Genomic DNA, 24742 nt, shown 5'->3' with positions numbered 1-24742 from the left:
AACTAAAGACTGAACACTTTTTATTATCTTTGAATTCTTTAAAACACAATATGATACAATCAATGACAGGTTTTGGTAAAGCATTTATGCAATTATCAAACAAAAAAATAACAGTAGAAATTAAATCATTAAACAGTAAAGGATTAGACTTAAACGTAAGAACTCCTTCTGTTTATAGAGAAATGGAATTACAAATTCGAAATACAATTGCACAAAGATTAGAACGTGGAAAAATTGATTTTTCGTTATATATAGAAGTAACTGGTGAAGAAACTTCCGCTAAAATTAATGTACCAATTGTTAAAGGATATATTAATCAAATGAAAGAAGTTATTCCTAATGCAGATGAAACTGAATTAATGAAAATGGCTGTCAGAATGCCTGATGCATTAAAAACAGAACGCGAAGAATTAGACAAAACAGAATGGCTTCAAATTGAAAAAGTAATTAATGAAGCTTTGGACAATATTGCCACTTTTAGAAGTGATGAAGGGCTTTCTTTGGAAAAAGAATTTAAGTTAAGAATTTCAAATATTGAAAACTTGATGAATGAAGCCGTTTCTTATGATGCTGAAAGAGTTGAAACAGTAAAAACTAGACTTCGCACAGCATTAGAAGAACTAAAAGCTACTATTGATGAAAATCGTTTTGAACAAGAATTGATTTTTTATTTGGAGAAATATGACATCACAGAAGAAAGAGTTCGTTTAGGAAATCATTTAAAATATTTCTTAGAAACAATGCAAAACGAAGAAGCTTTAGGAAGAAAACTTGGATTCATTACCCAAGAAATTGGTAGAGAAATCAATACAATGGGTTCAAAGTCTAATCATACCGAAATGCAAAAATTAGTAGTGCAAATGAAAGATGAATTGGAGAAAATTAAGGAACAAGTATTGAATGTGCTTTAAAAGCACATATAAAGATTAAAAATATAAATTTTCAGCATGGAAAGATGCTGAAACAAGTTCAAATTAAATATTATTAAGCATCGCGAGATGCTGAAACAAGTTCAGCATAAAATGACTAAAGGAAAATTATTTGTTTTCTCAGCGCCATCAGGTTCTGGAAAAACTACCATAGTAAGACACTTATTAGAAAAAGAAGAATTAAATTTAGAATTCTCAATTTCATGTACAACGCGTGAACCGAGAGGAACAGAAATTAATGGTACAGATTATTATTTCATTTCTTGGGAAGAATTTAAAAATCATATTAAAGCCGAAGACTTTGTAGAATGGGAAGAAGTTTACACGGATAATTTTTACGGAACTTTAAAAGCTGAAATTGAACGAATTTGGGCTTTAGGAAAACATGTAATTTTTGATATTGATGTTGTTGGTGGATTACGTATTAAACATAAATTTCCAGAACAAACTTTAGCTGTTTTTGTAAAACCACCAAGCGTAGACGAATTAAAAAGAAGGTTAAAATTACGTTCCACAGAAAGTGAAGACAAAATAAATATGCGTGTTGCAAAAGCTTCTGTTGAATTAGCAACTGCACCTCAATTTGACAAAATCATTAAAAATTACGATTTAGATACAGCTAAGGAAGAAGCTTATCAATTGGTGAAAAATTTTATTAAAAAATAAAATCATGAAAAAAGTACTCTTATTTATTTTTGCATTATCAACTTATTTCTCTTTTGCACAAAAAGAAAAAGGAACCGTTACATTAATCGATGGTACAATTTTAAATGGCTATGTAAGTGTTTCAAATAAAATTAAATTTAGATCTTCACTTGAAGAAAAAAGTATAACCTATGATTATGAAAATGCTAAAGAAGCAACAGTAATAGACAAAAAAGGTAAAAAATCAAAATTTGAATATGTAGTTATTAAAGAAAATAAAAAACCTGTTATACTTGAAATATTAGCTGATGGTTTTTTAAGACTTTATACAGAAAACACAACACAATATAGCTCAAATTTTGGTGGAAGTGGAATGGGTGGATTTAGAAGCTCTTCAACTTATTATTTAAAAAAACAAACGGAAGAAATTGCTCAACAATGTGCCGCTTTTGGTTATGTAGGTAATAGTTTTAAAAAGTTCATAAATTCTTATTTTACAGATTGTCTAGAAATAGTAACTAAAGTAGAAAAAAAAGAATTTAAAAAGAAAAACTATGATGAGATAGTCGAGTTTTATAATTCTAACTGTGCGACAAAAGAATAAAAAATATAGCACAAAGTATTACTAAGTTAAACACAAAGAGACACAAAACTTTGTAAAACTCTGTGAAAAACTTTGTAAAACTCTGTGAAACAAAAAAAATGAAAATCGGTTTATATTTCGGAACATTCAATCCAATTCATGTGGGTCACATGATTATTGCCAATCATATGGCTGAACATTCTGATTTAGATCAAATTTGGATGGTTGTTACGCCTCATAATCCACACAAGAAGAAGAATACACTTTTAGATGATTATCATCGTTTAGAAATGGTGCATTTGGCTACTAAAGATTTTCCAAAAATTCAACCTTCAGATATTGAATTCAAATTACCTCAACCAAATTACACGGTAAATACTTTAGCTCATTTGTTTGAAAAATTTCCACAGCACAAATTTTCTTTAATCATGGGTGAAGACAACTTGAATTCGCTTCACAAGTGGAAAAACTATGAAGTTATCTTGAAAAATCATGCTATTTATGTTTATCCAAGATTGAATTCTGGTGAAATGGATGATCAATTTGTAAATCATCCTAAAATTCACAGGATTGGTGCTCCGATAGTTGAATTATCTTCGACATTTATTCGCGAAAGCATCAAAAATGACAAAAATATTGTTCCCATGCTACCTAAAGAAGTTTGGGAATATGTCGAACATAATTTATTTTATAAGAAGTAATTTATTCTAACATATAAGTTCTAATTTCTTCTTTTACTTCATCTAAAACTGCATTCAACGTATCATTTTTTCGAGCCAATAAAAAAACTTCTGTGGATGGCATTTTTGAACTATTCCAAACCAATTGAATTTTATTTTTATTTAAGTAATGCTTTGCATTAATATCCCAAACAACTGAAACACCTGAGTTTTCTGCCAAAGTAGCTAACATTTCCGATTCAGATGGGATAATATAGTTAGAAACCATGGAAGGTCTTTTTTTATCAAAAACATGCAACCAAAACAACTTCACGTGCGGAATTCGAGCATCAAAATTATACCACTTTTGTTCGTTTAACCAATTTTCAACATATGAATATTTTTGATTTTTGATTTCATTCATAACACCTTTTAAATCCAAATCATTACTTGCAACGATTATTTGCTTGATTTTCCCCAACTCTTTTTGAACCGTATCAAAAGTGACGAATTTTTGGGTTACAATAGCAAAATCAATTTTTTTATCATTGACTAAATTGAATAATTCTTCATTTTCACCATAAGTAAAGTCAATAAAATCAAATTTTGAAATTAGTTTAGTCCCGATACTAGCAAACAAATGTTTTGAGATACCAACTGAAACTAATCTATTCGAACTAAATGCTTTTTCACGGAAACCATTTTCAACACTTTCTAAACGATCCAATGCTTCAATAATTAAGTTATTTAATAACTTTGCATATTCTGTTGGTTCTACTCCTTTTGATTTTCGATTGAATAATTTATAACCTACATGTGCTTCCAACATTGCTATTTGCTGACTAACAGCTGGTTGACTAATAAACAATTCTTTTGCAGCTTGTGAAAAGTTTTCGTTTTTGTAAACGGATTTAAAAGTTCTGTACCATTCTAAACTCACCATGATATAAATATATTTATCACAAACATAATTTAAATTATTTTTACTAATACCATATATGATGTAATTTTGTAAAATAAATAACAAATCATGAAACGCATAGCAGTAGCATTAATCGTAATTTTGTCAGTAAGTTGTAAAGACAAAGAAAACACAACTGAAACAACAACACAAGAAAATCAAATAACAAAAAAAGAAACTATGAAAAAGGTATTATTTGTTTTAACTAGTCACGAAGACTTAGGAAACACAGGAGAAAAAACAGGATTTTGGATAGAAGAATTTGCAGCTCCATATTATGAATTAGCAGACAAAGGAGTAGAAATAACAATTGCTTCCCCATTAGGTGGACAACCTCCAATTGATCCAAAAAGTGCTGATCCAAGTTCAGCTACAGAAGACACTAAAAGATTTGATGCTGATGCAGCGTTACAAGAAAAATTAGCAAATACAGTTAAATTAGCTGAGATAAATCAAGCCGATTATGATGCTGTATTTTATCCAGGTGGTCATGGACCATTATGGGATTTAGTATCTGATAAAAATTCGATATCTTTAATCGAATCATTTTACACAAACAATAAACCAGTTGCTTTTGTATGTCACGCACCTGCTGTTTTAAAAGATGTAAAAGTTAACGGAGAGTATTTAGTTAAAGGTAAAAAAGTTACTGGTTTCACTAATGAAGAAGAAGAAGCTGTTGGTTTAACCAAAGTAGTTCCATTTTTATTAGAAGATGCTTTAAAAGCAAACGGAGCAGAATATAGTAAAGGTGAAAATTGGGCACCTTATGCAGTTGAAGATGGTTTACTGATAACAGGTCAAAACCCTGCTTCCTCTAAATTAGTAGCTCAAAAATTATTAGAACAATTAAAAAAATAATAAAATGAACAATTTCGAATTATATAATCCAGTAAATTATGTCTTTGGTAAAGGACAAATTGAAAAATTAAAAGATTTAGTACCTGCAAATACAAAAATTCTTATCACTTATGGTGGTGGAAGTATTTTCAAAAATGGTGTTTACGACCAAGTAAAAACTGCTTTAGCAACACAATTTGAAGAAAATAATATTGTAGAATTTGGTGGAATAGAACCAAATCCGAGATATGAAACTTTAATGAAAGCTGTTGAAATCGTCCGCGAACAAAAAATCGGATTTATTTTAGCAGTTGGTGGTGGAAGTGTTATTGATGGAACAAAGTTTATTTCTGCAGCTGTAAACTACGAAGGTGATGCCGCTGAAATTTTAAGAAAAAGAATTCTTTTCAAAGAAGGTGACAATGTAGTACCTTTTGGAACAGTTTTAACTTTACCAGCAACAGGATCAGAAATGAATTCAGGAGCAGTCGTTACGATTAACGAAACACAAGAAAAATTAACTTTGGGCGGAAGTGCTTTATTTCCAAAATTCTCCATTGTTGACCCAACTGTAATTACATCTTTACCAAAAAGACAATTACAAAATGGTGTTGTAGATGCTTTTACACACACAATGGAACAGTATTTGACTTACAGGCATGATGCTATTTTACAAGATAGAATAGCAGAAAGCATTTTACAAACTTTAGTTGAAATTGGTCCAGATGTAGTTGAAAATCCAAAAGACTACAAATTGGCTTCTAACTTTGTTTGGTGTGCAACAATGGCTTTAAATGGATTAATCCAGAAAGGTGTTCCGTCAGATTGGGCAACACACATGATTGGTCACGAATTAACAGCTTTATACGAAATTGATCATGCAAGAACTTTAGCTATCATTGGTCCAAACTTATACAGAATAATGTTTGAAACTAAGAAAGACAAATTAGCGCAATACGGAAAACGTGTTTGGAATATTCAAGAAGGTTCAACAGAAGAAATTGCAGAAAAAGCGATTGAAAAAACAGTAGCTTTTTTCCACACTATGGGAATGAAAACTAAATTATCTGAAAACACAGATGAAGATTTTTCAAAAACTGCTGACTTCATAGTAAATCGTTTTGAAGAAAGAGGCTGGAAAGCTTTAGGAGAAAAACAAAACATTACTCCAGACAAAGTAAGAGAAATTGTGGAAATGAGTTATTAATTTCGATGCTCGGTTTTCGGATATTAGATTTTCAACACTTTATATTTACTGTAGTTTGGCTTTATCCAATGGAGAGAAAAAAGAGTTATAATTAAAATCAAAAAGCGTTCAGGTTTTTCAACTTGAACGCTTTTCTTTTAACCCCAAAACAAAAATTAACTTAACCCAACTAATTTATGTATTTGTAATATTTTGAACATATTACTCAACTAAAAACGCTTTGATGAATTTTAAATTGTACTAAGAAATTTAAAATTTTGTTAAACTTTCCCTTAACACTTTTAACAATTGATTTGATAATGCGTTTTAATTTGCTAATTTTGGTTACTTAATCGATTGAGAAATGAATTCAAATCCAAAGTTTGCAGTTATTGGTGGCGGAAGTTGGGCAACAGCAATTGCCAAAATGTTATGTGAAAACCAAACTGAAATTGCATGGTACATGCGAAATGTCTATGCTTTAGAACATTTAAAACATCAAAAACATAATCCTAATTATTTAAGTTCAGTTGAATTTGACATTAAAAAACTTAAGTTAACCAATGACATCAATGAAGCTGTTGCTTTTGCTGATTATGTAATATTTGCTATTCCTTCTGCTTTTTTGAGTGGTGAATTGGAAAAACTTACAGAAAGTTTAAAAGATAAAGTCATTTTTTCTGCTATTAAAGGAATTGTTCCTGAAACTAGTTTAATTGTTGGGGAACATTTTCATAAAAAATATGATATTCCGTATGAAAATATTGGAGTAATCACTGGTCCTTGTCATGCGGAAGAAGTTGCTTTGGAACGTTTATCTTATTTAACAATTGCATGTGGAGATTTAAATAAAGCCGAAATAATGGCAACTAATTTAAGTGGAGATTATATCAAGGCCAAAACTTCAGATGATATTATTGGGACTGAATATGCAGCCATGTTAAAAAATATTTATGCTATCGCTGCCGGAATTGCTCATGGATTAGGTTATGGAGATAACTTTCAATCGGTTTTGATGAGTAACGGAATTCGTGAAATGAAAAAATTTATTCGAAAAGTACATAAAATGAAACGTAATATTAATGATTCTGCTTATTTAGGAGATTTATTAGTTACAGGTTATTCCGTGTTTTCTAGAAATAGAATGTTTGGAAACATGATTGGAAAAGGCTACACCGTTAAATCAGCACAAATGGAAATGAGCATGGTTGCTGAAGGCTATTATGCTGCTAAAAGTGCTTATAAATTGAATCAAGAATATGGTGCTAAAACTCCAATTATTGATGCCGTGTATCAAATTTTGTATGAAGGTAAAGAAGCCAAAAAAGTATTTGCTAAATTGACTGATAAATTAGATTAATTTTCAAATAAAATTATAAAACCATTTAGAAGCTAGGCTATAAGTTCTAAATGGTTTTTATATTTTACTTCACTTCAATTTCATCTATAAAAATAAACGCATCACCTCCAAAACCTTGATGCCATTCTGGAAGTTTTCCAAAATTAGTGGCTACGACTTTTACATATCTAGCTTTTTGTGATTTAAATTTTAGTTCAAAAGGTTTTATTATGGTTTCATAATTTTTAGAATTAACTGTATTTTCAATAGTTCCAACTTTTTTAAATGTGACATTATCTTCAGAAATATAGTAGTCTACTTTGGTTGGCATTAATATCCAAGAACGTGTATCTTGTAAGTAATTCGATGTGATTGAACTTATTTTATGTGTAGATTGCATATCTACTACACATTCGAAATCTTGGTTTTGAAAACCTTGCCATTCGCCTTTTCTCCAGTTTTCGTTGCCGTAAATTCCGTCTAACAAACCATCTTCACCACCAGCGTGATATTGTGGATTGTATTTTCCTTTAATGTCAATTGTAAAGTCGTTTGGCTTTTTGAAGAATTGGGCTGAAATGGTGTTGCTTTGACTATTTTTATCTTTAATAAAAGCATTAATCGTTGTTGTTTTATCAATAAAAAATGGCTTTTTGTATTTTATATAAGTCATTTTAATAGTTGAATAATCTATATTTTTTTCTTGAATAATATAGTAAATAGAATCGTTTAAAAATTGAGAATTTATTTCAATTTTTAATTTATCTTTAAATGATTTACTTTCAGCTTCAATTACAGGAACAGAAATTATTAATTCAGGTTTAAAGCTTTCATCCAAAAGATAATTATTATTTTCAACTCGATTATTCGCTTCCTCAACAGCTTTTTCTTTTAACTCTTTTTTAATTTTTTCTGAAAGAATAATTGATTCATTATTGTCATTTGTTAATTTGATTTTTTCGAAAAACATTTCATTATCATATATATCTACTAATGTGCCTGGTGTTACAAAATATGTACCCATCGAACTCAACACATACCAAGCACTCATTTGTCCGCAATCTTCGTTTCCAATTAAACCATCTGGTGTGTTTTTATAGAAATTCTCTAAAATGTATTTTACTTTTTCGTTGGTTTTTTCTGGTTTTCCAACATAATTATACAAATAAGCCATGTGGTGACTTGGTTCGTTTCCGTGCGCATATTGTCCGATTAAACCTGTAACATCAACTTGTTCTCTTCCTGTAGTTTTGCTTTCACTGTTGAACATTTCGTCTAGTTTGGCTTCAAATTGTTCTGCTCCACCATAAGCTTCAATCATTCCAGGAATATCTTGAGGTACAAAAAATGAGTATTGCCATGAATTTCCTTCTGTATAATTATTATTCACTTCTCTTGGGTCAAAAGGTTTGTCCCAACCTCCATTTTTCTTTGGACGCATAAAACCAGTATTCCAATCGAAAATGTTCTTCCAGTTCTGCGAACGTTTCATAAAGTATTCGTAATCTTCTTTTTTATTTAAAATTTGAGCCATTTGAGCAATACACCAATCATCATAAGCATATTCCAATGTTTTTGAAACACTTTCGTGATCATCATCCATGGAAATAAACCCGTTTTCTTTGTAAGCTTTTAATCCTAGAACATCTCTCATCGCTGATGCTTTGCTAGCTTCGAAGGCTTTTTCGTAATCAAAACCTGTAATTCCTTTTGCCATAGCATCTGCAATTACTGAAACAGAATGATATCCAATCATACAATCGGTTTCATTGGAAGCTAATTCCCAAACCGGCAATCTTCCACCTTGTTCGTATTGTTTTAAAAACGTATTAATATAATCGGAAGTTCGTTTCTTATCAATCAAAGTATATAAAGGGTGAGCTGCTCGAAACGTGTCCCAAAGTGAAAAAACGGTGTAATAATCAAATCCTTCAGCAGTGTGAATTTCGTTATCACGACCACGATATTTTCCGTCTAAATCTTGAGCAATATTAGGTTGCATCATGGTGTGATATAAAGCGGTGTAGAAAATGGCTAATTTTTCTTTATCATCAGAATTGACTTCAATCTTTGACAATTCTTTATTCCAAAGTACTTCTGCATCTTTCTTTACTTTTTCAAAATCCCAATGTTTAATTTCAGAACTGTTTAATTTTGCTCCTTCATAACTTGTTGGAGAAAGTGATACTTTTACTAGAATTTTTTCTCCTTTTTGGACTTGTTTTGAGAAACTTGCTTTTACTATATTATTAGGAAACTCATTGTTAGTATTATTCGATTCTGTCGATGCTTTAAGTAATTCTAAAGGGACATTAAACTCAATTCGAGCGTAAACGTATTGATTGGTTGCCCAAGCTTCACTTCTTCTTAAAACCTCAACTGTTTTATCATCAATTACTCTAATTCTTCCTTCCAATAATTTATCTCGATGGTTCAAATCTAAAATGATATTAGCTTGACCATCATGATTGAATGTATATTCGTGAAAGCCAACACGAGTTGAAGAAGTTAATCGAACATCAATATTATGTTTTTCTAATTTTACACTGTAATATCCGGCTGAAGCATTTTCGGTTTGATGTAAAAAATCAGAAGAATATTTTTCTTTATCAAATGAAGGTTCTCCCATTGTGGGCATCAACATAATATCACCAAAATCAGAAACTCCAGTTCCATTCAAATGAGTATGAGAAAATCCATAAATCAAATTATCTGAATAATGATAACCAGAGCAACCGTCCCAACTTCCATCAATTCGTGTATCTGGGGACAATTGCACCATGCCATAAGGAGTTGTTGCACCAGGAAAAGTATGTCCATGTCCACCAGTTCCAATAAATGGATTTACGTGTTTTGCAAAATCTTGTGCAAATACACTACTTGTAATAAAAAGTATAGTAAAAAGAAAATTCCTCATTTTATAGGTTTTAATTTGCTATAAAATTGAGGAATTTTTATGAGGAATACAATAGTGTTATTTCTTAAACACCAATTATGCCTTGTTTATTTATGACAGGTAAATCAACTTGATCGTTTATATTTATAGAGTTGGCTTTAAATACAAAATTTTTATCATACATCTTATTTCCTATAAAATAGGACAATGAAAACTCATTGTTTAGTTGTAAAACACTGTTTTCTAAAAATTCCATTTTTACAGCTGTTTGTGGTGCAAGTGTTGCAAATGCGTGACGTAATTGCATGGTATTTCGTTCTTCACCATTAATTAAACCGTGAGCTTTTGAAACAATCATAGCCATTTCTAGCGTTTCATCTGTTGCATTTAATAAATAGGCATACCAACAATTTTCTTGAAAATCATCGCTAAATTCATTGATAGCAACTATGTAAACGTTTTCTACTTTTGGGATTTCTATATCTGCTTTCATAAATGTAAATAAAAAAACCTAACAGATTTTGATAACCTGTTAGGTCTAGTAAATTATATAGTTGCCTTAAATTGCTCTAAAAATCTAACATCATTTTCATAAAACATTCTGATGTCTCCAATTTGGTATAAAAGCATAGCAATACGCTCTACTCCCATTCCGAATGCAAAACCTGAATATTCTTCAGAATCAATGCCGCAATTTTTTAGAACATTTGGGTCAACCATTCCACAACCACCAATTTCTAACCAGCCGGTTCCTTTAGTGATTCTGTAGTCTGTTTCTGTTTTTAAACCCCAATAAATATCTATTTCTGCACTTGGTTCTGTAAATGGAAAATAAGAAGGTCTAAGACGAATTTTTGACTTTCCAAACATTTCTTTCGTGAAGTACAACAAAGTCTGTTTTAAGTCAGCAAATGACACGTCTTTATCAATGTATAATCCTTCTACTTGATGGAAAATACAATGTGAACGAGCCGAAACCGCTTCATTACGAAAAACACGACCTGGAGAAATAGTTCTGATAGGTGGTTTGTTGTTTTCCATGTAACGTACTTGCACAGATGAAGTATGTGTGCGCAAAAGCAAATCGGGATTTGTTTGTGTAAAGAAAGTATCTTGCATATCACGTGCTGGGTGATATTCTGGTAAATTTAAGGCTGTGAAATTATGCCAATCATCTTCAATTTCTGGTCCTTCGGAAACATTGAATCCTAAAGTTGAAAATATATCAATGATTTGGTTTTTTACAATAGAAATAGGATGACGAGAACCAATAGCAACTGGTTCCCCTGGGCGCGTTAAATCGCCATATGTTCCTTTTGCTTCGTCTTTTGTTTCTAAAACTTCTTGAAGAGAAGCTACTTTTTCTTCGGCAGTCGTTTTCAATTGATTGATTACTTGACCGAATTCTTTTTTCATTTCGTTAGGAACATTTTTAAATTCGGCAAATAATTCTTTAAGTAATCCTTTGCTACCTAAATATTTAATACGAAACTCTTCTAACTTTTCTTTGTTTTCAGCATTGAAAGCTTTGGCTTCTTCAATGTGTATTTTAATCTTGTCTATCATCTTTCATTTTGTAAAGGGCAAATTTAGTGAAAAGGTTTTAGGTTGTCGGTATTAGGTTATAGGTTTTTTTTACTGAACACTAATAACTGAACACTGAACACTATTTTATAACTTCTTTTTCAAGAAAGTAATTCACAATTGCATCTTTCATTAAAACCGATTGTTCTCCAGCTTTTAGTGTTGGTAGTTCTTCTTTTACAGTATAGTGAGGCCAACCTTCAGCATCAAAATAATCAAATTCGTAATAACCATAAGGCTCAAGCAAACGACAAATAGCAATGTGCATAAGGTTTACTTTCTCATCTTTTTTGAATTCTTGATTAAATTTTCCCAATTCTTGAACTCCTATTAAGTATATAATGGCATCAAGATCTAGCGTGTCACCATCAGCAAATTTGTTTGATAATAACGAAACTACTGTTTCCCAACGTTCTTTTAATTGTTCGTCTCTTGACATCTTTTGAAATTAGAAGTTAGAAGTTAGAAGTTAGATCTAACCTAACTTTAACTAATAACAATTTTTGCAAAGATAGTAACTAGTAATTTGACTTTCGATAATTCTTTTATCTTTGTTCCATTGACTATTCTCTAATGTCTTACAATCTATTATATATTATATGAGTTTTATTGATATAATTTTTGCTGCTTTTTTAGCTTATGCTTTATATAAAGGAATTAAAAATGGCCTATTTGTTGAGCTGGCTTCTTTAGTTGCTTTGTTGGCAGGAATATTTGTTGCTTTAAAATTTTCTAATTTTGCGAAATCTATTATTGAAAATAATGTTTCTTGGGATCCAAAATATATTGCAATTATAGCTTTTGCTTTGACTTTTATTGCTGTTGTAGCCGGAATTCATCTTTTGGCTAAAGTCTTGACAAAAATTGCTGATTTTGCTTTTTTAGGTTGGATTAACAAATTAGCTGGAGCCGTTTTTAGTATGCTTAAAACTATTTTGGCTTTGAGTATTGTTATTTTATTGTTTGAAAAAATCAATGTAAATAACATGATTGCTAAACAAGAAACGCTTGATAATTCTATGTTTTATAATCCGATCAAGAAAGTCTCAGAGTTTGTTTATCCACAGATAGAAGAATGGTATGAAAAAAGTGTTCAGTCTTAAGTTGGCAGTGAGCAGAATTCAGATAACGGTGAAAATTTAAAAATTTAAAAAACATTTATATAATTAATAAGATAATTATTAAATTGCATTTCGAAAAACTATATGATGACAAAATTAGAAAACAAAGAAATCCTTGATAACGTTATTGAAGCTTTAGGAGTAAAAAAACCTGAATTTAGAAAAGCTCTTAAATACAGTTCTAATACAACAATTTACAATGTTTATAATGGTGTACATGGTATTTCTAATGATATGATTAACAGAATCCTTAATGCTTATCCAGAAGTTAATCATTTATATTTAAAAAGAGGTCATGGCACACCTTTAAAAACTGAAGTTTCTGAAAGTTTTTCTAATATTAATGCTGATGAAAACATATCAATTAATGAATTTCTTAATTTACCAAAAAAAGTAAAATTATTAGAACAAATGATTTACGATTTAAGTAAACAAGTAAATGATTTAAAATTAAAATAATTAAACTTTATTTTAAATAAAATCTACCTAACTTCCTTAACAGCACTACTCAAAACCCAACCTTCAGTTTTATCTGTTAAATGAATTCTTTTGTAATTATCTAATGTTTCTTTCACATAGACTTTTGTACCTTCGTGAAGTGTGAAAGCATTGTCTGCATCTTCTTTGGGTTCTGCTTTTACCTCAACAGTGTCTTCAAAAATTATGGCTGGTTTGTCTATTTTTTTGTAGTTTGTCAAAAAATTGGCTGATAAAAAGGAAACTATTACCAAAAATAAAGAAACAAAAATTCCAATGAATGAAACTCTTTTGGTGCCTGATTCTTCTTTATATAAAAACAAACCAAAACTCAATATGGTAATTACTGAAAAAGCAACGCTCAACCACGTCCAAGTATTGATAGAAAAAATGGAAGTTATACCTTTAATAAATTTAGTAAATCCTAATTCGTTAACTACTTTTATGTTGTCAATAGTTCTTTTTTGTGCAAATGCTAGATTTGTTTTTATAGCTTTATCACTAGGTTTTAATAACAATGCTTTTTCATAATAATAAATTGAAGGAGCAACCTTATTTAATTTGTAATAAGAGTTTCCAAGGTTAAAATATAAATCAGCTGATTCTTGTTTCAAGCTTTTTTCAATAAATTCATATTTCTGAATCGCATTTTCGTAATCTCCTTTTTTATACATTTCATTTGCAATCTCAAATACTTTCTGAGAAGATTCATCGGCTGATTGTCCAAATGAAAATTGGAACAATAGTATAAATATGTAAACTAAATTCTTCATTTTATTAAACTGATTTAGTTTGAGTTAATTCTTTTTCTAATAGTGAAATACTCTCCACTGCTTTTTCAAAATCCATTTTCATAGTATCATCTGATGAAGGTGCATATCTTGCAAATTCAGCTGATTTCATTGTATTTATAAAATTAGCAACAGATTCTTGAGAAGCATTTTTCTGCAATAGTAATAATTGGATGTTTTCTTTATCCATTTCAGACGTTTCAATATTCAATTTAGCTTTTAAGAAATTGTGTAATGCTTTTTCAATAGCCAAATAGAAAGGCACTTTGTTTCCTAATTGTTTTTTAGCTTCCCCTAAATATTTCTTCGCTAATTTGTTATTCATTCGAATTCTATTTCCGTGTTCATCACTTACATATTGGTCTGTTTTGCGTTTCACTATGAATAAAATTGGAATAAAACACAACGGCAATAGCAATAATGAATAATAAATAGTTGATCCAAATGGTGTGCTTTTATTTATAGGTTCAAAACTTGTTTTTCTATTTATGAATTGAAAGGTTTCCGTTTTAGTAATATCTTGTTTATCAGGATTATTTGAGGCAACTGTTGCTAAACCTGGCCCATCTATAACATCTACAACAAATTCATCAGAAGTGATAGTTTTGTATGAATTAGATTTCAAATCAAAATAAGAAAATACAACAGGTTTTATCGGGAATTTTCCTTTGGATTGAGGTACAATTGTGTAAGTGTCTGAAATTTTTCCAATCATTCCAGATAACGGTGTATTTACTTCTTCGTTGTGTTTTGGTTCGAAAACATCAAAAGCAGTTGGTAATTCAAGTTTTGGTAATTCAAATAATTTTAAATTTCCTTTTCCTGAAACTTCAACAACTAAATCTAATGATTCACCAAACTTAACTTGCTTTTTCGAAGGCACAATTTTAAATGCAAAGTCTCCAACTGCTCCTTTAAAATCTATTGGTTTGTTAGCTTCTGGCAAAGGCTTTACATTAATTGTTCTTGCACCAGCCGAAATAGTTTTTGAAACCGTTTGAAAAGGACTTTCATAAGGAGAAGTTCTTCTAACGGGTACATTTACATCCATTGTAATTGTTAAAGGATCTAGGTTTTTATTTCCTGATTCTAATGGATATAATATAACTTTTCTCCATTCAACCATTGCATAGTCTTTTCCGTTGTATTTTGCTAAAACTGCTTTTAGGTTTTTCATATCTTGAAACTGACTCCAAAAACCATTATAAGCAGGATTTTCTGTTTCACGCACATTATTTACACCATATCTTGGATCAAAATACACTTTATAAACTACGGTTACAGGTTCATTTACATAAGGATTTTGTTTAGAAATATCAGCCACTAAAAAAACACCTTCTCCAACTTGAGCTAATGGATCATTTGGATCAACCGGCATTTGTATAGCATCAACAATTCTTACAACAACTGGATTTGATTTGTAAATTATTCCTTCATATTCGATTGTTGCTGGCTGGATAGTAAAAGTTCCTTTTGACTTTGGAGTAAGGTAATAATTTAATTGAGTGAAAATTTCTCTTCTACTATTTACTTTTCCGTTATTAATAGAAATTGAAGTATTGTTTCCTTTACTAATTGAAGGACCTTCAACTCTAAAAGACTCTAATTTTGGTGGATCAAAGTTATCTCCATCATTGTTAATCATAAAAGTAAGTAGAATCTTTTCGTTTAAAGCATAAATATCCTTATCTGTTCTTGCTTCAAATTTTACTTGAGCCAAGGCAGTGAATTGGATTAAAATCACGAAAATTAAAAAAATCTTTTTCATTTTATGCTGAATTTATTTCAGTATCTAATTATTACCAATCTTTATCTGTTTGAACACGAACTCCTTTTTCTTTGCGAGAATTTACTTTTTCTTGAATCTTCTTTTCAGCGTTATTAACTGCTTCTAAGATGTTTTCAATTTTTTGTTTGTCAGCTCCTTGTGGTTTAGGATTTCCTTTATCCTCTTTATCTCCTTCTTTATTTTGATCTTTTTTGTCCTTTTTATCTTGTTGATCTTGGTCTTTATTCTTTTCTTGATCTTTATCTTTGTTTTTATCCTTATCATTTCCGCCACCACCACTTTTTGGAGGATTTTCCTTTAAAAACTTTTTTGCTAAAGCGTAATTATAACGCGTTTGCTCATCATAAGGATTATTACGCAAAGCATTTTTATAAGATTCAACTGCTCCTTGATAGTTTTTTTCTAACATTAAAGTGTTTCCTAAATTATGAAAAGCCTTATGTTTTTCATCTTTAGTTTTAGCGGAAGTTGTTGCTTCAAAAAACTTGAACTTAGCTTCTCCTGGTTGATTTAGTCTATAAATACTATTTCCCATATTATAATAAGAAGCTGCTTTTACCTTTTTATCGGATGAAGCCGAAACTCTATAATCTGCCTCTGAAGCAATGTATTTCTTTCCTTTGAAAGATTCATTTCCTTTATACAAATCTTTGTGATCTTCTTGTGCAAAAATAAAAGAAGAAACTAATAAAACTATATAAACAATTACTCTATTCATCTCTTTTCTCTTTAAATAAATTTAATTTTTGAAACCAGGCTGTTTTTCTTTCAAACATCAGCAAATCTATAAATAACAGCAGAAATCCTAAACCTAAAAACCATTGATATTGCGATTTAAATTCAGCTATTTGTTGTGTTTCAGATTCGTTTTTTTCAATTGAATTTAAAACAGTTTGCAAATTATCTACAACTGATTTAGTATTATTTCCGTCTAGATATTTTCCTTTAGTTGCTTCTGCAATTAATTTTAGTGATTCAGCATTCATTTTGGTTACAACTATTTCACCGTTTGAATCTTTTTTGTAGCCTAAAACTTTGCCATTTTCTTTGATTGGAATTTGTCCACCTTTAGTTGTTCCAACACTTATTGTTACAATTTTTATGCCCTTTTCTTTAGCAATTTCTAGAGCTTCTTTTGAATCATCACCATGGTCTTCCCCATCAGAAATTAAAATCAACAACTTACTTTGTTGGTCATCATCAAAGAAATTGATCGCTTGATTAATCGCTTGATTTAAAGCAGTTCCTTGTGATGAAAGCATATTAGTATTCGCGTTTTGCAAATACATTTTTCCAATACTATAATCAGATGTCATTGGCAAAATAGGATAAGCACTTCCAGCGTAAGCAATTAAACCAATTCTATCTCCTTGTAAATTATTAATAATTTGGTTGATGATTTGTTTTGACTTCTCTAAACGATTTGGAGCAACGTCTTCAGCTAACATGCTTTTAGAAACATCTAACGCAAAGACAATATCAATTCCGTCACGTTTTATCGTTTCCATTTTTGTTCCTAATCTTGGATTTGCTATAGCAATTATTATAGCACTCAATCCCAAAACAACCAATAAAAACTTAAGAATTGACTTAAAACCAGAATATTCTGGAATCAGTTTTTTTACCAAATCTAAATCACCAAACTCTTTTTGCTTTTTAGTTTTCCAATAAAAATTGAATACGAAAAACACTACCACAATTGGCACTATCAGCAATAAATACAAATATTTTGATTCTTCTAGTTGAAACATTTTATATAAATCCTCTTAAAATTGTGTTTCTTAATAGTACTTCTATCAACAATAAACCACAAGCTACAAGTAGTAATGGTCTAAACAATTCGTTATAATTAGTAAATTTTTTTTCTTTTATTTCTGTCTTTTCAAGCTTATTAATGTTGTCATAAATAGCTTCTAATCTTTCATTACTTGTTGCTCTGTAATAAATTCCGTCTGTTTTTTTTGCGATTTCCTTCATTAATCCTTCGTCAATTTCTACATCCATCATTTGGTATAAGAATTTTCCACTTGGCTCTTTTGCGTATGGAAACATGGCTCTACCGTTTGTTCCAATTCCGATTGTGTAGACTTTTATACCATATTTTTTAGCAATATCCGCAGCCATTCTTGGGTCAATTGTTCCTGAATTGTTAACACCATCAGTCAATAAAATAATTATTCTACTTTTAGCTTTACTTTCTCTTAAACGGTTTACGGCAGTTGCCAAACCTACACCAATTCCGGTTCCATCTTGAATTATTGAATCATCATATTCAATAGATTTTATAGCTTGTTGTACAATTAATGCATCTGACGTTACTGGTGTTTTTGTATAACTTTCACCTGCATAAACTACAATTCCGATTCGGTCATTTATTCTATCATTTGAGAATTTTGAGGCTACTTTTTTAAGTGCATCTAAACGGTTTGGTTTTAAATCTTTGGCCAACATACTTCCAGAAACATCTATTGCCATTACAATATCAATTCCACTTGTTGATTTTTGTTTTACTGAAACATCAACAGTTCTTGGTCTTGCTAATGCTAAAATTATTAATGCTAAAGCCATCAACCTTGCGTAAAACAATAGTGGCTTTACTTTTGACAATAATGAATGATTCTTTTTAAACGATTTTGTTGAGCTAATTTTTAAACTTGCATCTCTATTATTTTTGTTATAAAAATACCAAGCAGTAGCTAATGGGATTGTTAAAAACAACCAGAAAAAATGTGGATTTAAAAAGGTTATATTTCCCATTATAGACTACTTTTTTTAAGTTCAATAGAGTTTCTTACGCGTTCCATCATCTTCTCTGCATCTTTATCACCATCTTTATAGATTAAAAAGAACTCTTGAGCTGAGTTTGGTTGCGCAAAAATCACAATTTCATAAGCCATTTTATATTCTTTTTTATCTATAGGATTATTTACTGTAAATGTTCCGTAGGCCTTTTTACCTGAAAGCCCTTTCTTTGGCTCATAATCATCAACTTTTACTAAAATATTTTTTGCACCAACAGATTCTAAATATTTAATATTTGCTTCTATAGCAATGTCTTTATCTAAAGCGACAGAATCTTTAAAAGTGGTTGTGTTTAATGTTATGGAGAAGTTATCAATCAAACTTCCATATGTAAATCTTCCAACAGACTTAACAGTTGGTGGTAAATTTTGCTGCACTCTTTCGTCAACAGTACGTTTTAAAACTCTTGGGGTTTCAATTTTTATGGCTGGATCACCATATTCTGATATTACCCATTCTTTTTCTAACAATTCTTTAGAGGTGTGTCCAATATAATTATCTTTCAAATAATCATAAGCAATTGTTCTAGCAAATACTATTAATGATATAAACAAAAACACAATTACAACTACAATAGAAAGTACAGCACGAATTACCTTATCTTTTTTAGCTTTCTTAATTCTAATTTCTTCTTGAAACAGATTATCTTGTTCTTCTTGTGTTCTAGGAGTTGCTTTATCTAATGACAATAAAAACTCATTTATTATCATTTTACTTTCTTCAATTTCTGAAGCTATTGGTTGTGATTTGGCAAATTTTACTAAATCGGCGTTTTTTAATACTTCGTTAAATTGGTTTAATAAAGAAGGACTTATTTTAATATTTCTTTTTCCTGTTTCGGCTCTTAATGCTTTGTATAGTTCATTTGAAGTACTTTCCATAGCCGGAACAGAAAGTGATTCTTCTATGTAGACACGAGCAATATCCGTTAATTCAGAATAATACTCTTTTACTTTTCCGTTTTGCCAAAGACTCTTTTTTTCTAGGTTTTCTGAATAGACTAATGCTTTTTCAATTGGAGAAGCGAAACCTTTAGCTTCCTCTTTTTTATTTTTCTGAATTCTTTTTATAATGAAATAAGCTAAAACGCCTAATCCAATTACTAAAAGACCAAATAACACATATTTCCACCAATCACTTGCTGGTTTTTTGACTTCTACAATAGGTTTAATATCAAACATGGGTTGCACAATAGTATCAACCTTTACATCATTAACTCTGACTGAAGATGAATCTGAAAAATATTCTTTATTATTAATTCGAACTGCAATGCTAGGTATTTTATAAACTCCAGAATCAAATTGCGTTAATCCGTATTTTTTTATTAATTCTAGTTTGTCATTGTCTTTGATTGTGTCAATTGGATACGATTCTAAAACTTCTAGACGACCAATGAATTTTCGCTCTGGAAAAACCACATGATCTTTTAGCGTTACTTTTGCTTTTAGAATCAAATTCAATTGAGAACCGATTTTTATTTCTGTAGAATCTACTGAAGAAGTCATCGATTGAGAAAATCCAAACGCTGAAATCAATAAAAACAGTATGTATAATCTTTTTTTCATTTTTTTATTTCTGAAATCTAAATTCAATTATCATCAATCTTGAAACATTATCTAGCCTTGAAGTAACTCAGCAATTTTTTTACGTAATTTTCATCAACTCTTGAGTGAATTACTCCAGCTCCAGATTTAGAAAAAGTAGTTTTAAAATAATCTACATTTTCCCTATGATTAACTTCATAATCTAATCGCAATCGTTTTGAATTTGTATTTACATACATTAATTCGTTTGTTTCTGCATCAAGCATTTGAACCAACCCAATATTTGGAATGCTTTCTTCTCTTTGGTCAAAAACTCTAATTCCAGTTATGTCGTGCTTTTTTGAAACAATTTTTAAGGTTGATTCATAATCTTTCACCATAAAATCTGAAATCACAAAAACAATTGCTTTTTTCTTCATGATGCTTGATAAGAATTTTAAGGCTTGAGACAAATCGGTTTTCTTGCTTTTTGGCTGAAATTCAATTAATTCTCTAATAATTCTTAACACGTGTGACTTTCCTTTTTTTGGTGGAATAAACAACTCAATTTCGTCTGAAAATAAAATTAAACCAATTTTATCATTATTGTTTGTTGCTGAAAAAGCTAATGTTGCTCCAATTTCGGCAATAATTTCACTTTTTAATTGGTTTTTAGTTCCAAAACTTTCAGAACCAGAACAATCAACTAGTAGCATCATATTAAGTTCTCGTTCTTCTTCAAAAACTTTTACGTAAGGTTCGTTATATTTTGCTGTTACATTCCAATCAATACTTCTAACATCATCTCCAAATTGGTATTGACGGACTTCAGAAAATGTCATTCCACGTCCTTTAAAAGAAGTGTGATATTCTCCCGAAAAGATATGATCGCTCAATCTTCGGGTCTTGATTTCTATTTTACGTACTTTTTTAAGAATTTCCTTTGTATCCATTTTTTTTGAGTAATCAGTGTTCAGTATTGAGTGATCAGTGATTAGCTTTGTGTTGTACAATTGTCAACAATTCAACTTTTTTAGTAATTTTAAAGTTTTAGTGTGTTATTTTACGTTAAGCAACTGCCAACTAATAACTGAACACTACCAACTAAGGTACTTCAACTTCGTTTACAATTTTATTGATGATATCCACAGAAGTTATATTTTCAGCTTCTGCTTCGTATGTAATTCCAATTCTGTGACGAAGAACATCATGAACAACCGCACGAACATCTTCTGGAATTACATAACCTCTTCGTTTAATAAAAGCATAACATTTTGAGGCCATTGCTAAATTGATACTTCCACGAGGTGAAGCTCCAAAACTGATTAACGGCTTAAGACTTTCTAATTTATATTTTTCTGGATAACGAGTAGCGAAAACAATATCTAAAATGTATTTTTCGATTTTTTCATCCATATAAACTTCTTTCACGGCTTCTTGTGCACGTTTAATTTGTTCTACAGAAACTACTGGATTGATTTTATCATAATTACCCATTAAACTTTGCTTCATAATCACACGTTCGTCTTCCATTTTTGGATAATCAATAACGGTTTTAAGCATAAAACGGTCAACTTGAGCTTCTGGCAAAGGATATGTTCCTTCTTGTTCCACAGGGTTTTGTGTGGCTAATACAAAAAACGGCTTATCTAATTTGAAAGTTGTATCACCAATCGTTACTTGTTTTTCTTGCATCGCTTCAAGCAAAGCTGATTGTACTTTTGCAGGAGCACGGTTAATCTCATCTGCTAAGACAAAGTTGGCAAAAATTGGCCCTTTCTTGATTGAAAAAGCATTATCTTTCATATTATAAATCATAGTTCCAACGACATCAGCTGGCAATAAATCTGGTGTAAACTGAATTCTACTAAAACTTCCTTCAACAGCTTGAGCCAAAGTATTTATTGCTAATGTTTTTGCTAAACCAGGTACACCTTCTAACAAAATATGTCCTTGTCCTAAAAGTCCAATTAACAATCGTTCAATCATATGCTTTTGTCCGACAATTGTTTTATTCATTTCCATTGTAAGCAAATCAATAAAAGCACTTTCTCTTTCAATCTTTTCATTGATCGCTCTAATATCCAAAGTCATTGTGTTTTCTTCCATTTTATTATTAATTTAGTACCGAATTCTCGGGTAAAACTATGTGATTTTTTATAACGTTTCAAAATTGTACTTTTTTTTACTTTTTTGTTGTTAACATTCCGTTAAAAATAATCTGAATAGCCCTTAATTGGGAATGATTTATGATTTAGTTTTATACTTTTAAGAAAAAATTTAAAAATACTATAAATATGACTGCAAAACTTTCGCCAATTGTGGCTGGAGTTATGAATTGGGGTGTTTGGGACAAAAACTTAAACGCTCAAGAAATGACTACTTTAATTCATGCTTTTTTAGCTCAAAATATTACTTCATTTGATCATGCTGATATTTATGGTGGTTACACAACGGAAGCCTCTTTTGGAAAAGCTTTTTCACAATCTGCAATTGACAGAAACGCTATTCAACTTATTTCTAAATGTGGAATAAAACTTATTTCTGAAGAAAGAAATTATAAGGTTAAACATTATGATTATTCGGCTGATTACATTATTTGGAGTGCAGAAAACTCATTAAAAAATCTTCAAACTGATTATTTGGACGTGTTTTTATTACACAGACCAAGTCCATTACTTCAACCTGACGAAGTTGCAAAAGCAATTGATCAATTAAAATCACAAGGTAAAATTTTATCTTTTGGAGTTTCCAATTTCACCAATTCTCAAACTGAATTATTACAAAAAGTCATTCCTGTTGAATTTAACCAAATTCAATTTTCAGCCACAAATTCTGAAGCAATGCTGAACGGAAGTTTAGATTTTATGCAAAATAATGCTATAAAACCAATGGCATGGAACCCTCTTGGATCAGTATTTAAAGAAGATTCACAACAAACTAGAAGATTAAAAAAAATCTTGACAGATTTAGTTATCAAATATGAAGTTTCTTCGGATTTGTTATTGCTTTCATGGGTTTTGCAACATCCTTCAAATATTATTCCAGTAGTTGGAACAACAAATTTAACTAGAATTCCGCAATTGAATAATGCTAAAAAAATTAAATTAGATTTAGAAGATTGGTTTGCGATTTGGACAGAAAGCCAAGGAAATGAAGTTCCTTAAAAACTTTCTATGAAAACTATAAAACATGATTAACAAACGCCTCCTTGTCAAAAATTTACTAGCTCACAATGATGAGAACAGTTTTTATGACAAAAAGCGTCAGTTAAACTTACATAGCAAAGAAGGAAAAGCAAAGTTTTTAAAACACATTTGCGCTTTATCTAATTCAAACCCAACAAATTCATCTTTTATTGTTGTGGGTGTTGAAGATGAAACGAATGAAATTGTTGGAGATGATTTTTTTGATGACAGTCGCATTCAAAATTTGGTAAATGCTTATTTAGAAAATCCCCCAAAAATTCAATATGAGAATGTGCCTTTTCCAAATTTGTCCTCAGATAAGGTTGTTGGTCTAGTTACAATTAAGCCTAATGGAAAGGTTTCTAAATTCAAGAAAAACATTCATACAATTCTGGCAAATTCAACTTTTATTCGAGTCGGAAGCAGTACTATGCCTACCCATGAAAAGGTTTCTTTTTCAAAGATCAACACTGAAACTGTAATTAGCATTGAAAATAATTCTAGGAATAGCATAGAACATACCTTAGAAAGTGTTTTACATTTTATAAATATTTCGCACAAAGACTTGCCTTCTGAATACAAAGTTTTCAAGGAGCTTTTTGTAGTTTGTTGGGCTGGAAATAAAAAGAAAGTTAAAGACAAAACGTATTATTCAAGAGTTGATATTGAGCTCGTTAATGAACAAGTGAAGTTGTTTTATTCTGCTTTAGACGAAATTAGCATTTCTTTTGACAATGATTCTTTTATGATTACCGAATACGTTCAATTAGGTTTGAATGACAAAACCAGTTATTATCCTTTAGAAAAATTAAAAATTACTTTTTTTGACAATGGTTATTATAAAATGGATTCCGAATTTTTGTTTGAACCACCGCAATATAATCGAAAAATGTTGTTTCACATTTACAATTCGACTTTAGCGTTGATTCAGAAAATGAATAAAAAAAATTTATTGAATGATCAGGAAAAAAAAGATGTTGAAAATATTCCTTCTATTTTAATGATTTGTTACTTAAATGGATTTGATGAGGCCAAACAAAAGTTAATTGATGCTAAATTAGTTTTAAAACAATATGAAAATCCCGAAGTTTACATCGCTTTTAAAGAAGCATTACGCGTTTTAAGGAAAATGAAATATAATAAGAATGAATAGAAAATTAGTAATAGGTGACATTCACGGTGGATTAAAAGCTTTAAATCAAGTTATAGAAAGAGCTAATGTTACTCAAAATGATACTTTAATTTTTTTAGGAGATTATGTTGATGGTTGGAGTGAATCGCCTCAAGTTTTAGATTTTTTAATGGATTTAGATAAAAAACAAAACTGTGTTTTCATAAGAGGAAATCATGATGACCTATTGTTAAATTATCTAAAAAACAATTCCTATAATATAGAGTGGTTTAAACATGGTGGAAAATCTACTATTGA

At 30.2% G+C, this 24742-nt stretch carries 25 protein-coding genes; 12 read left to right on the top strand and 13 right to left on the bottom strand.

The genetic code is table 11. The features are described from left to right. Positions 1-50: 50 nt before the first annotated feature. The 4 genes from AACZ53_RS00125 to nadD all read left to right on the top strand — a co-directional run bounded on the left by AACZ53_RS00125 (position 51) and on the right by nadD (position 2858). Positions 51-911 carry a YicC/YloC family endoribonuclease gene (locus AACZ53_RS00125; RefSeq protein WP_339833243.1) on the top strand — a complete coding sequence of 287 codons (861 nt, stop codon included), beginning with the start codon at positions 51-53 and terminating at the stop codon, positions 909-911. Positions 912-1022: 111 nt separating this feature from the next. Continuing rightward, positions 1023-1595 (top strand): guanylate kinase, encoded by a 573-nt coding sequence (gene gmk / locus AACZ53_RS00120; RefSeq protein ID WP_339833240.1) that lies wholly within the window; start codon positions 1023-1025, stop codon positions 1593-1595. Positions 1596-1599: 4 nt separating this feature from the next. Next, positions 1600-2178: a hypothetical protein gene (locus tag AACZ53_RS00115; protein WP_339833237.1), complete on the top strand. Its 579-nt coding sequence runs from the start codon at positions 1600-1602 to the stop codon at positions 2176-2178. A gap of 98 nt (positions 2179-2276) precedes the next feature. Then, positions 2277-2858, top strand: a complete 582-nt coding sequence (gene nadD, locus AACZ53_RS00110; RefSeq protein WP_339833234.1) for a nicotinate (nicotinamide) nucleotide adenylyltransferase — start codon at positions 2277-2279, stop codon at positions 2856-2858. 1 nt (position 2859) lies between these two features. On the opposite strand, the gene AACZ53_RS00105 is transcribed toward nadD, so the two are convergent. After that, positions 2860-3759, bottom strand: coding sequence for a LysR family transcriptional regulator (locus AACZ53_RS00105; RefSeq protein ID WP_339833232.1), 900 nt, complete (start codon positions 3757-3759; stop codon positions 2860-2862). An 87-nt stretch (positions 3760-3846) separates the two neighbouring features. Here AACZ53_RS00105 and AACZ53_RS00100 point away from each other — a divergent pair, with 87 nt between their 5' ends. From AACZ53_RS00100 to AACZ53_RS00090, 3 genes are all read left to right on the top strand, one after another. Beyond that, positions 3847-4638, top strand: coding sequence for a type 1 glutamine amidotransferase domain-containing protein (locus tag AACZ53_RS00100; RefSeq protein ID WP_339833229.1), 792 nt, complete (start codon positions 3847-3849; stop codon positions 4636-4638). A 4-nt stretch (positions 4639-4642) separates the two neighbouring features. Next, a complete protein-coding gene (locus AACZ53_RS00095; RefSeq protein ID WP_339833226.1) occupies positions 4643-5824 on the top strand; it encodes an iron-containing alcohol dehydrogenase in 1182 nt (393 codons plus the stop codon). A gap of 343 nt (positions 5825-6167) precedes the next feature. After that, positions 6168-7163, top strand: coding sequence for an NAD(P)H-dependent glycerol-3-phosphate dehydrogenase (locus AACZ53_RS00090; protein WP_339833223.1), 996 nt, complete (start codon positions 6168-6170; stop codon positions 7161-7163). 64 nt (positions 7164-7227) lie between these two features. Here the strand turns inward: AACZ53_RS00090 and AACZ53_RS00085 are convergent, their stop codons facing one another. The 4 genes from AACZ53_RS00085 to AACZ53_RS00070 form a co-directional block, all read right to left on the bottom strand. Then, positions 7228-10059 carry a GH92 family glycosyl hydrolase gene (locus tag AACZ53_RS00085; protein ID WP_339833220.1) on the bottom strand — a complete coding sequence of 944 codons (2832 nt, stop codon included), beginning with the start codon at positions 10057-10059 and terminating at the stop codon, positions 7228-7230. A gap of 64 nt (positions 10060-10123) precedes the next feature. After that, entirely contained in the window at positions 10124-10531 is a 408-nt protein-coding gene (locus AACZ53_RS00080; RefSeq protein WP_339833217.1) for a hypothetical protein, read from the bottom strand. 53 nt (positions 10532-10584) lie between these two features. Next, on the bottom strand, positions 10585-11604 hold the full coding sequence (gene pheS, locus AACZ53_RS00075) for a phenylalanine--tRNA ligase subunit alpha (RefSeq protein WP_339833214.1): 1020 nt from the start codon (positions 11602-11604) through the stop codon (positions 10585-10587). 100 nt (positions 11605-11704) lie between these two features. Then, entirely contained in the window at positions 11705-12061 is a 357-nt protein-coding gene (locus AACZ53_RS00070) for a hypothetical protein (protein WP_339833211.1), read from the bottom strand. A 160-nt stretch (positions 12062-12221) separates the two neighbouring features. Here AACZ53_RS00070 and AACZ53_RS00065 point away from each other — a divergent pair, with 160 nt between their 5' ends. Then, the gene (locus AACZ53_RS00065) at positions 12222-12725 is read left to right on the top strand and encodes a CvpA family protein (RefSeq protein WP_339833209.1); all 504 of its coding nucleotides are present in this window, start codon (positions 12222-12224) and stop codon (positions 12723-12725) included. 102 nt (positions 12726-12827) lie between these two features. After that, positions 12828-13202 (top strand): hypothetical protein, encoded by a 375-nt coding sequence (locus tag AACZ53_RS00060; protein WP_339833206.1) that lies wholly within the window; start codon positions 12828-12830, stop codon positions 13200-13202. A gap of 23 nt (positions 13203-13225) precedes the next feature. Here AACZ53_RS00060 and AACZ53_RS00055 read toward each other — a convergent pair whose 3' ends face one another. The 8 genes from AACZ53_RS00055 to AACZ53_RS00020 all read right to left on the bottom strand — a co-directional run bounded on the left by AACZ53_RS00055 (position 13226) and on the right by AACZ53_RS00020 (position 22234). Further along, positions 13226-13993 carry a tetratricopeptide repeat protein gene (locus AACZ53_RS00055; RefSeq protein WP_339833204.1) on the bottom strand — a complete coding sequence of 256 codons (768 nt, stop codon included), beginning with the start codon at positions 13991-13993 and terminating at the stop codon, positions 13226-13228. Positions 13994-13997: 4 nt separating this feature from the next. Next, the gene (locus AACZ53_RS00050) at positions 13998-15779 is read right to left on the bottom strand and encodes a BatD family protein (protein ID WP_339833201.1); all 1782 of its coding nucleotides are present in this window, start codon (positions 15777-15779) and stop codon (positions 13998-14000) included. 31 nt (positions 15780-15810) lie between these two features. Then, positions 15811-16518, bottom strand: coding sequence for a tetratricopeptide repeat protein (locus tag AACZ53_RS00045; RefSeq protein WP_339833198.1), 708 nt, complete (start codon positions 16516-16518; stop codon positions 15811-15813). Further along, a complete protein-coding gene (locus tag AACZ53_RS00040; RefSeq protein WP_026716736.1) occupies positions 16511-17551 on the bottom strand; it encodes a VWA domain-containing protein in 1041 nt (346 codons plus the stop codon). The genes AACZ53_RS00045 and AACZ53_RS00040 overlap by 8 nt, the downstream gene beginning before the upstream one ends. 1 nt (position 17552) lies before the next feature. After that, on the bottom strand, positions 17553-18557 hold the full coding sequence (locus AACZ53_RS00035; protein ID WP_339833193.1) for a VWA domain-containing protein: 1005 nt from the start codon (positions 18555-18557) through the stop codon (positions 17553-17555). Beyond that, the gene (locus tag AACZ53_RS00030) at positions 18557-20167 is read right to left on the bottom strand and encodes a hypothetical protein (RefSeq protein ID WP_339833190.1); all 1611 of its coding nucleotides are present in this window, start codon (positions 20165-20167) and stop codon (positions 18557-18559) included. Before AACZ53_RS00030 ends, AACZ53_RS00035 begins: the two co-directional genes overlap by 1 nt. A gap of 47 nt (positions 20168-20214) precedes the next feature. Continuing rightward, the gene (locus tag AACZ53_RS00025) at positions 20215-21078 is read right to left on the bottom strand and encodes a DUF58 domain-containing protein (protein WP_339833188.1); all 864 of its coding nucleotides are present in this window, start codon (positions 21076-21078) and stop codon (positions 20215-20217) included. 151 nt (positions 21079-21229) lie between these two features. Then, complete coding sequence (locus tag AACZ53_RS00020; protein WP_026716732.1) at positions 21230-22234, bottom strand: MoxR family ATPase; 1005 nt, start codon at positions 22232-22234, stop codon at positions 21230-21232. A gap of 188 nt (positions 22235-22422) precedes the next feature. Here AACZ53_RS00020 and AACZ53_RS00015 point away from each other — a divergent pair, with 188 nt between their 5' ends. From AACZ53_RS00015 to AACZ53_RS00005, 3 genes are all read left to right on the top strand, one after another. After that, positions 22423-23292 (top strand): aldo/keto reductase, encoded by an 870-nt coding sequence (locus tag AACZ53_RS00015; RefSeq protein WP_339833185.1) that lies wholly within the window; start codon positions 22423-22425, stop codon positions 23290-23292. Between the two features lie 25 nt (positions 23293-23317). Beyond that, positions 23318-24466 (top strand): ATP-binding protein, encoded by a 1149-nt coding sequence (locus AACZ53_RS00010; RefSeq protein ID WP_339833182.1) that lies wholly within the window; start codon positions 23318-23320, stop codon positions 24464-24466. Beyond that, the coding region (locus tag AACZ53_RS00005) for a metallophosphoesterase (RefSeq protein WP_339833180.1) at positions 24459-24742 on the top strand (284 nt) is incomplete at its 3' end. The genes AACZ53_RS00010 and AACZ53_RS00005, both read left to right, overlap by 8 nt.

Source organism: uncultured Flavobacterium sp. (genome assembly GCF_963975005.1).
GTDB lineage: Bacteria > Bacteroidota > Bacteroidia > Flavobacteriales > Flavobacteriaceae > Flavobacterium.
The sequence above is the reverse complement of the archived record's forward strand: the minus strand, read 5'-3'. Positions and strand labels throughout refer to the sequence as shown.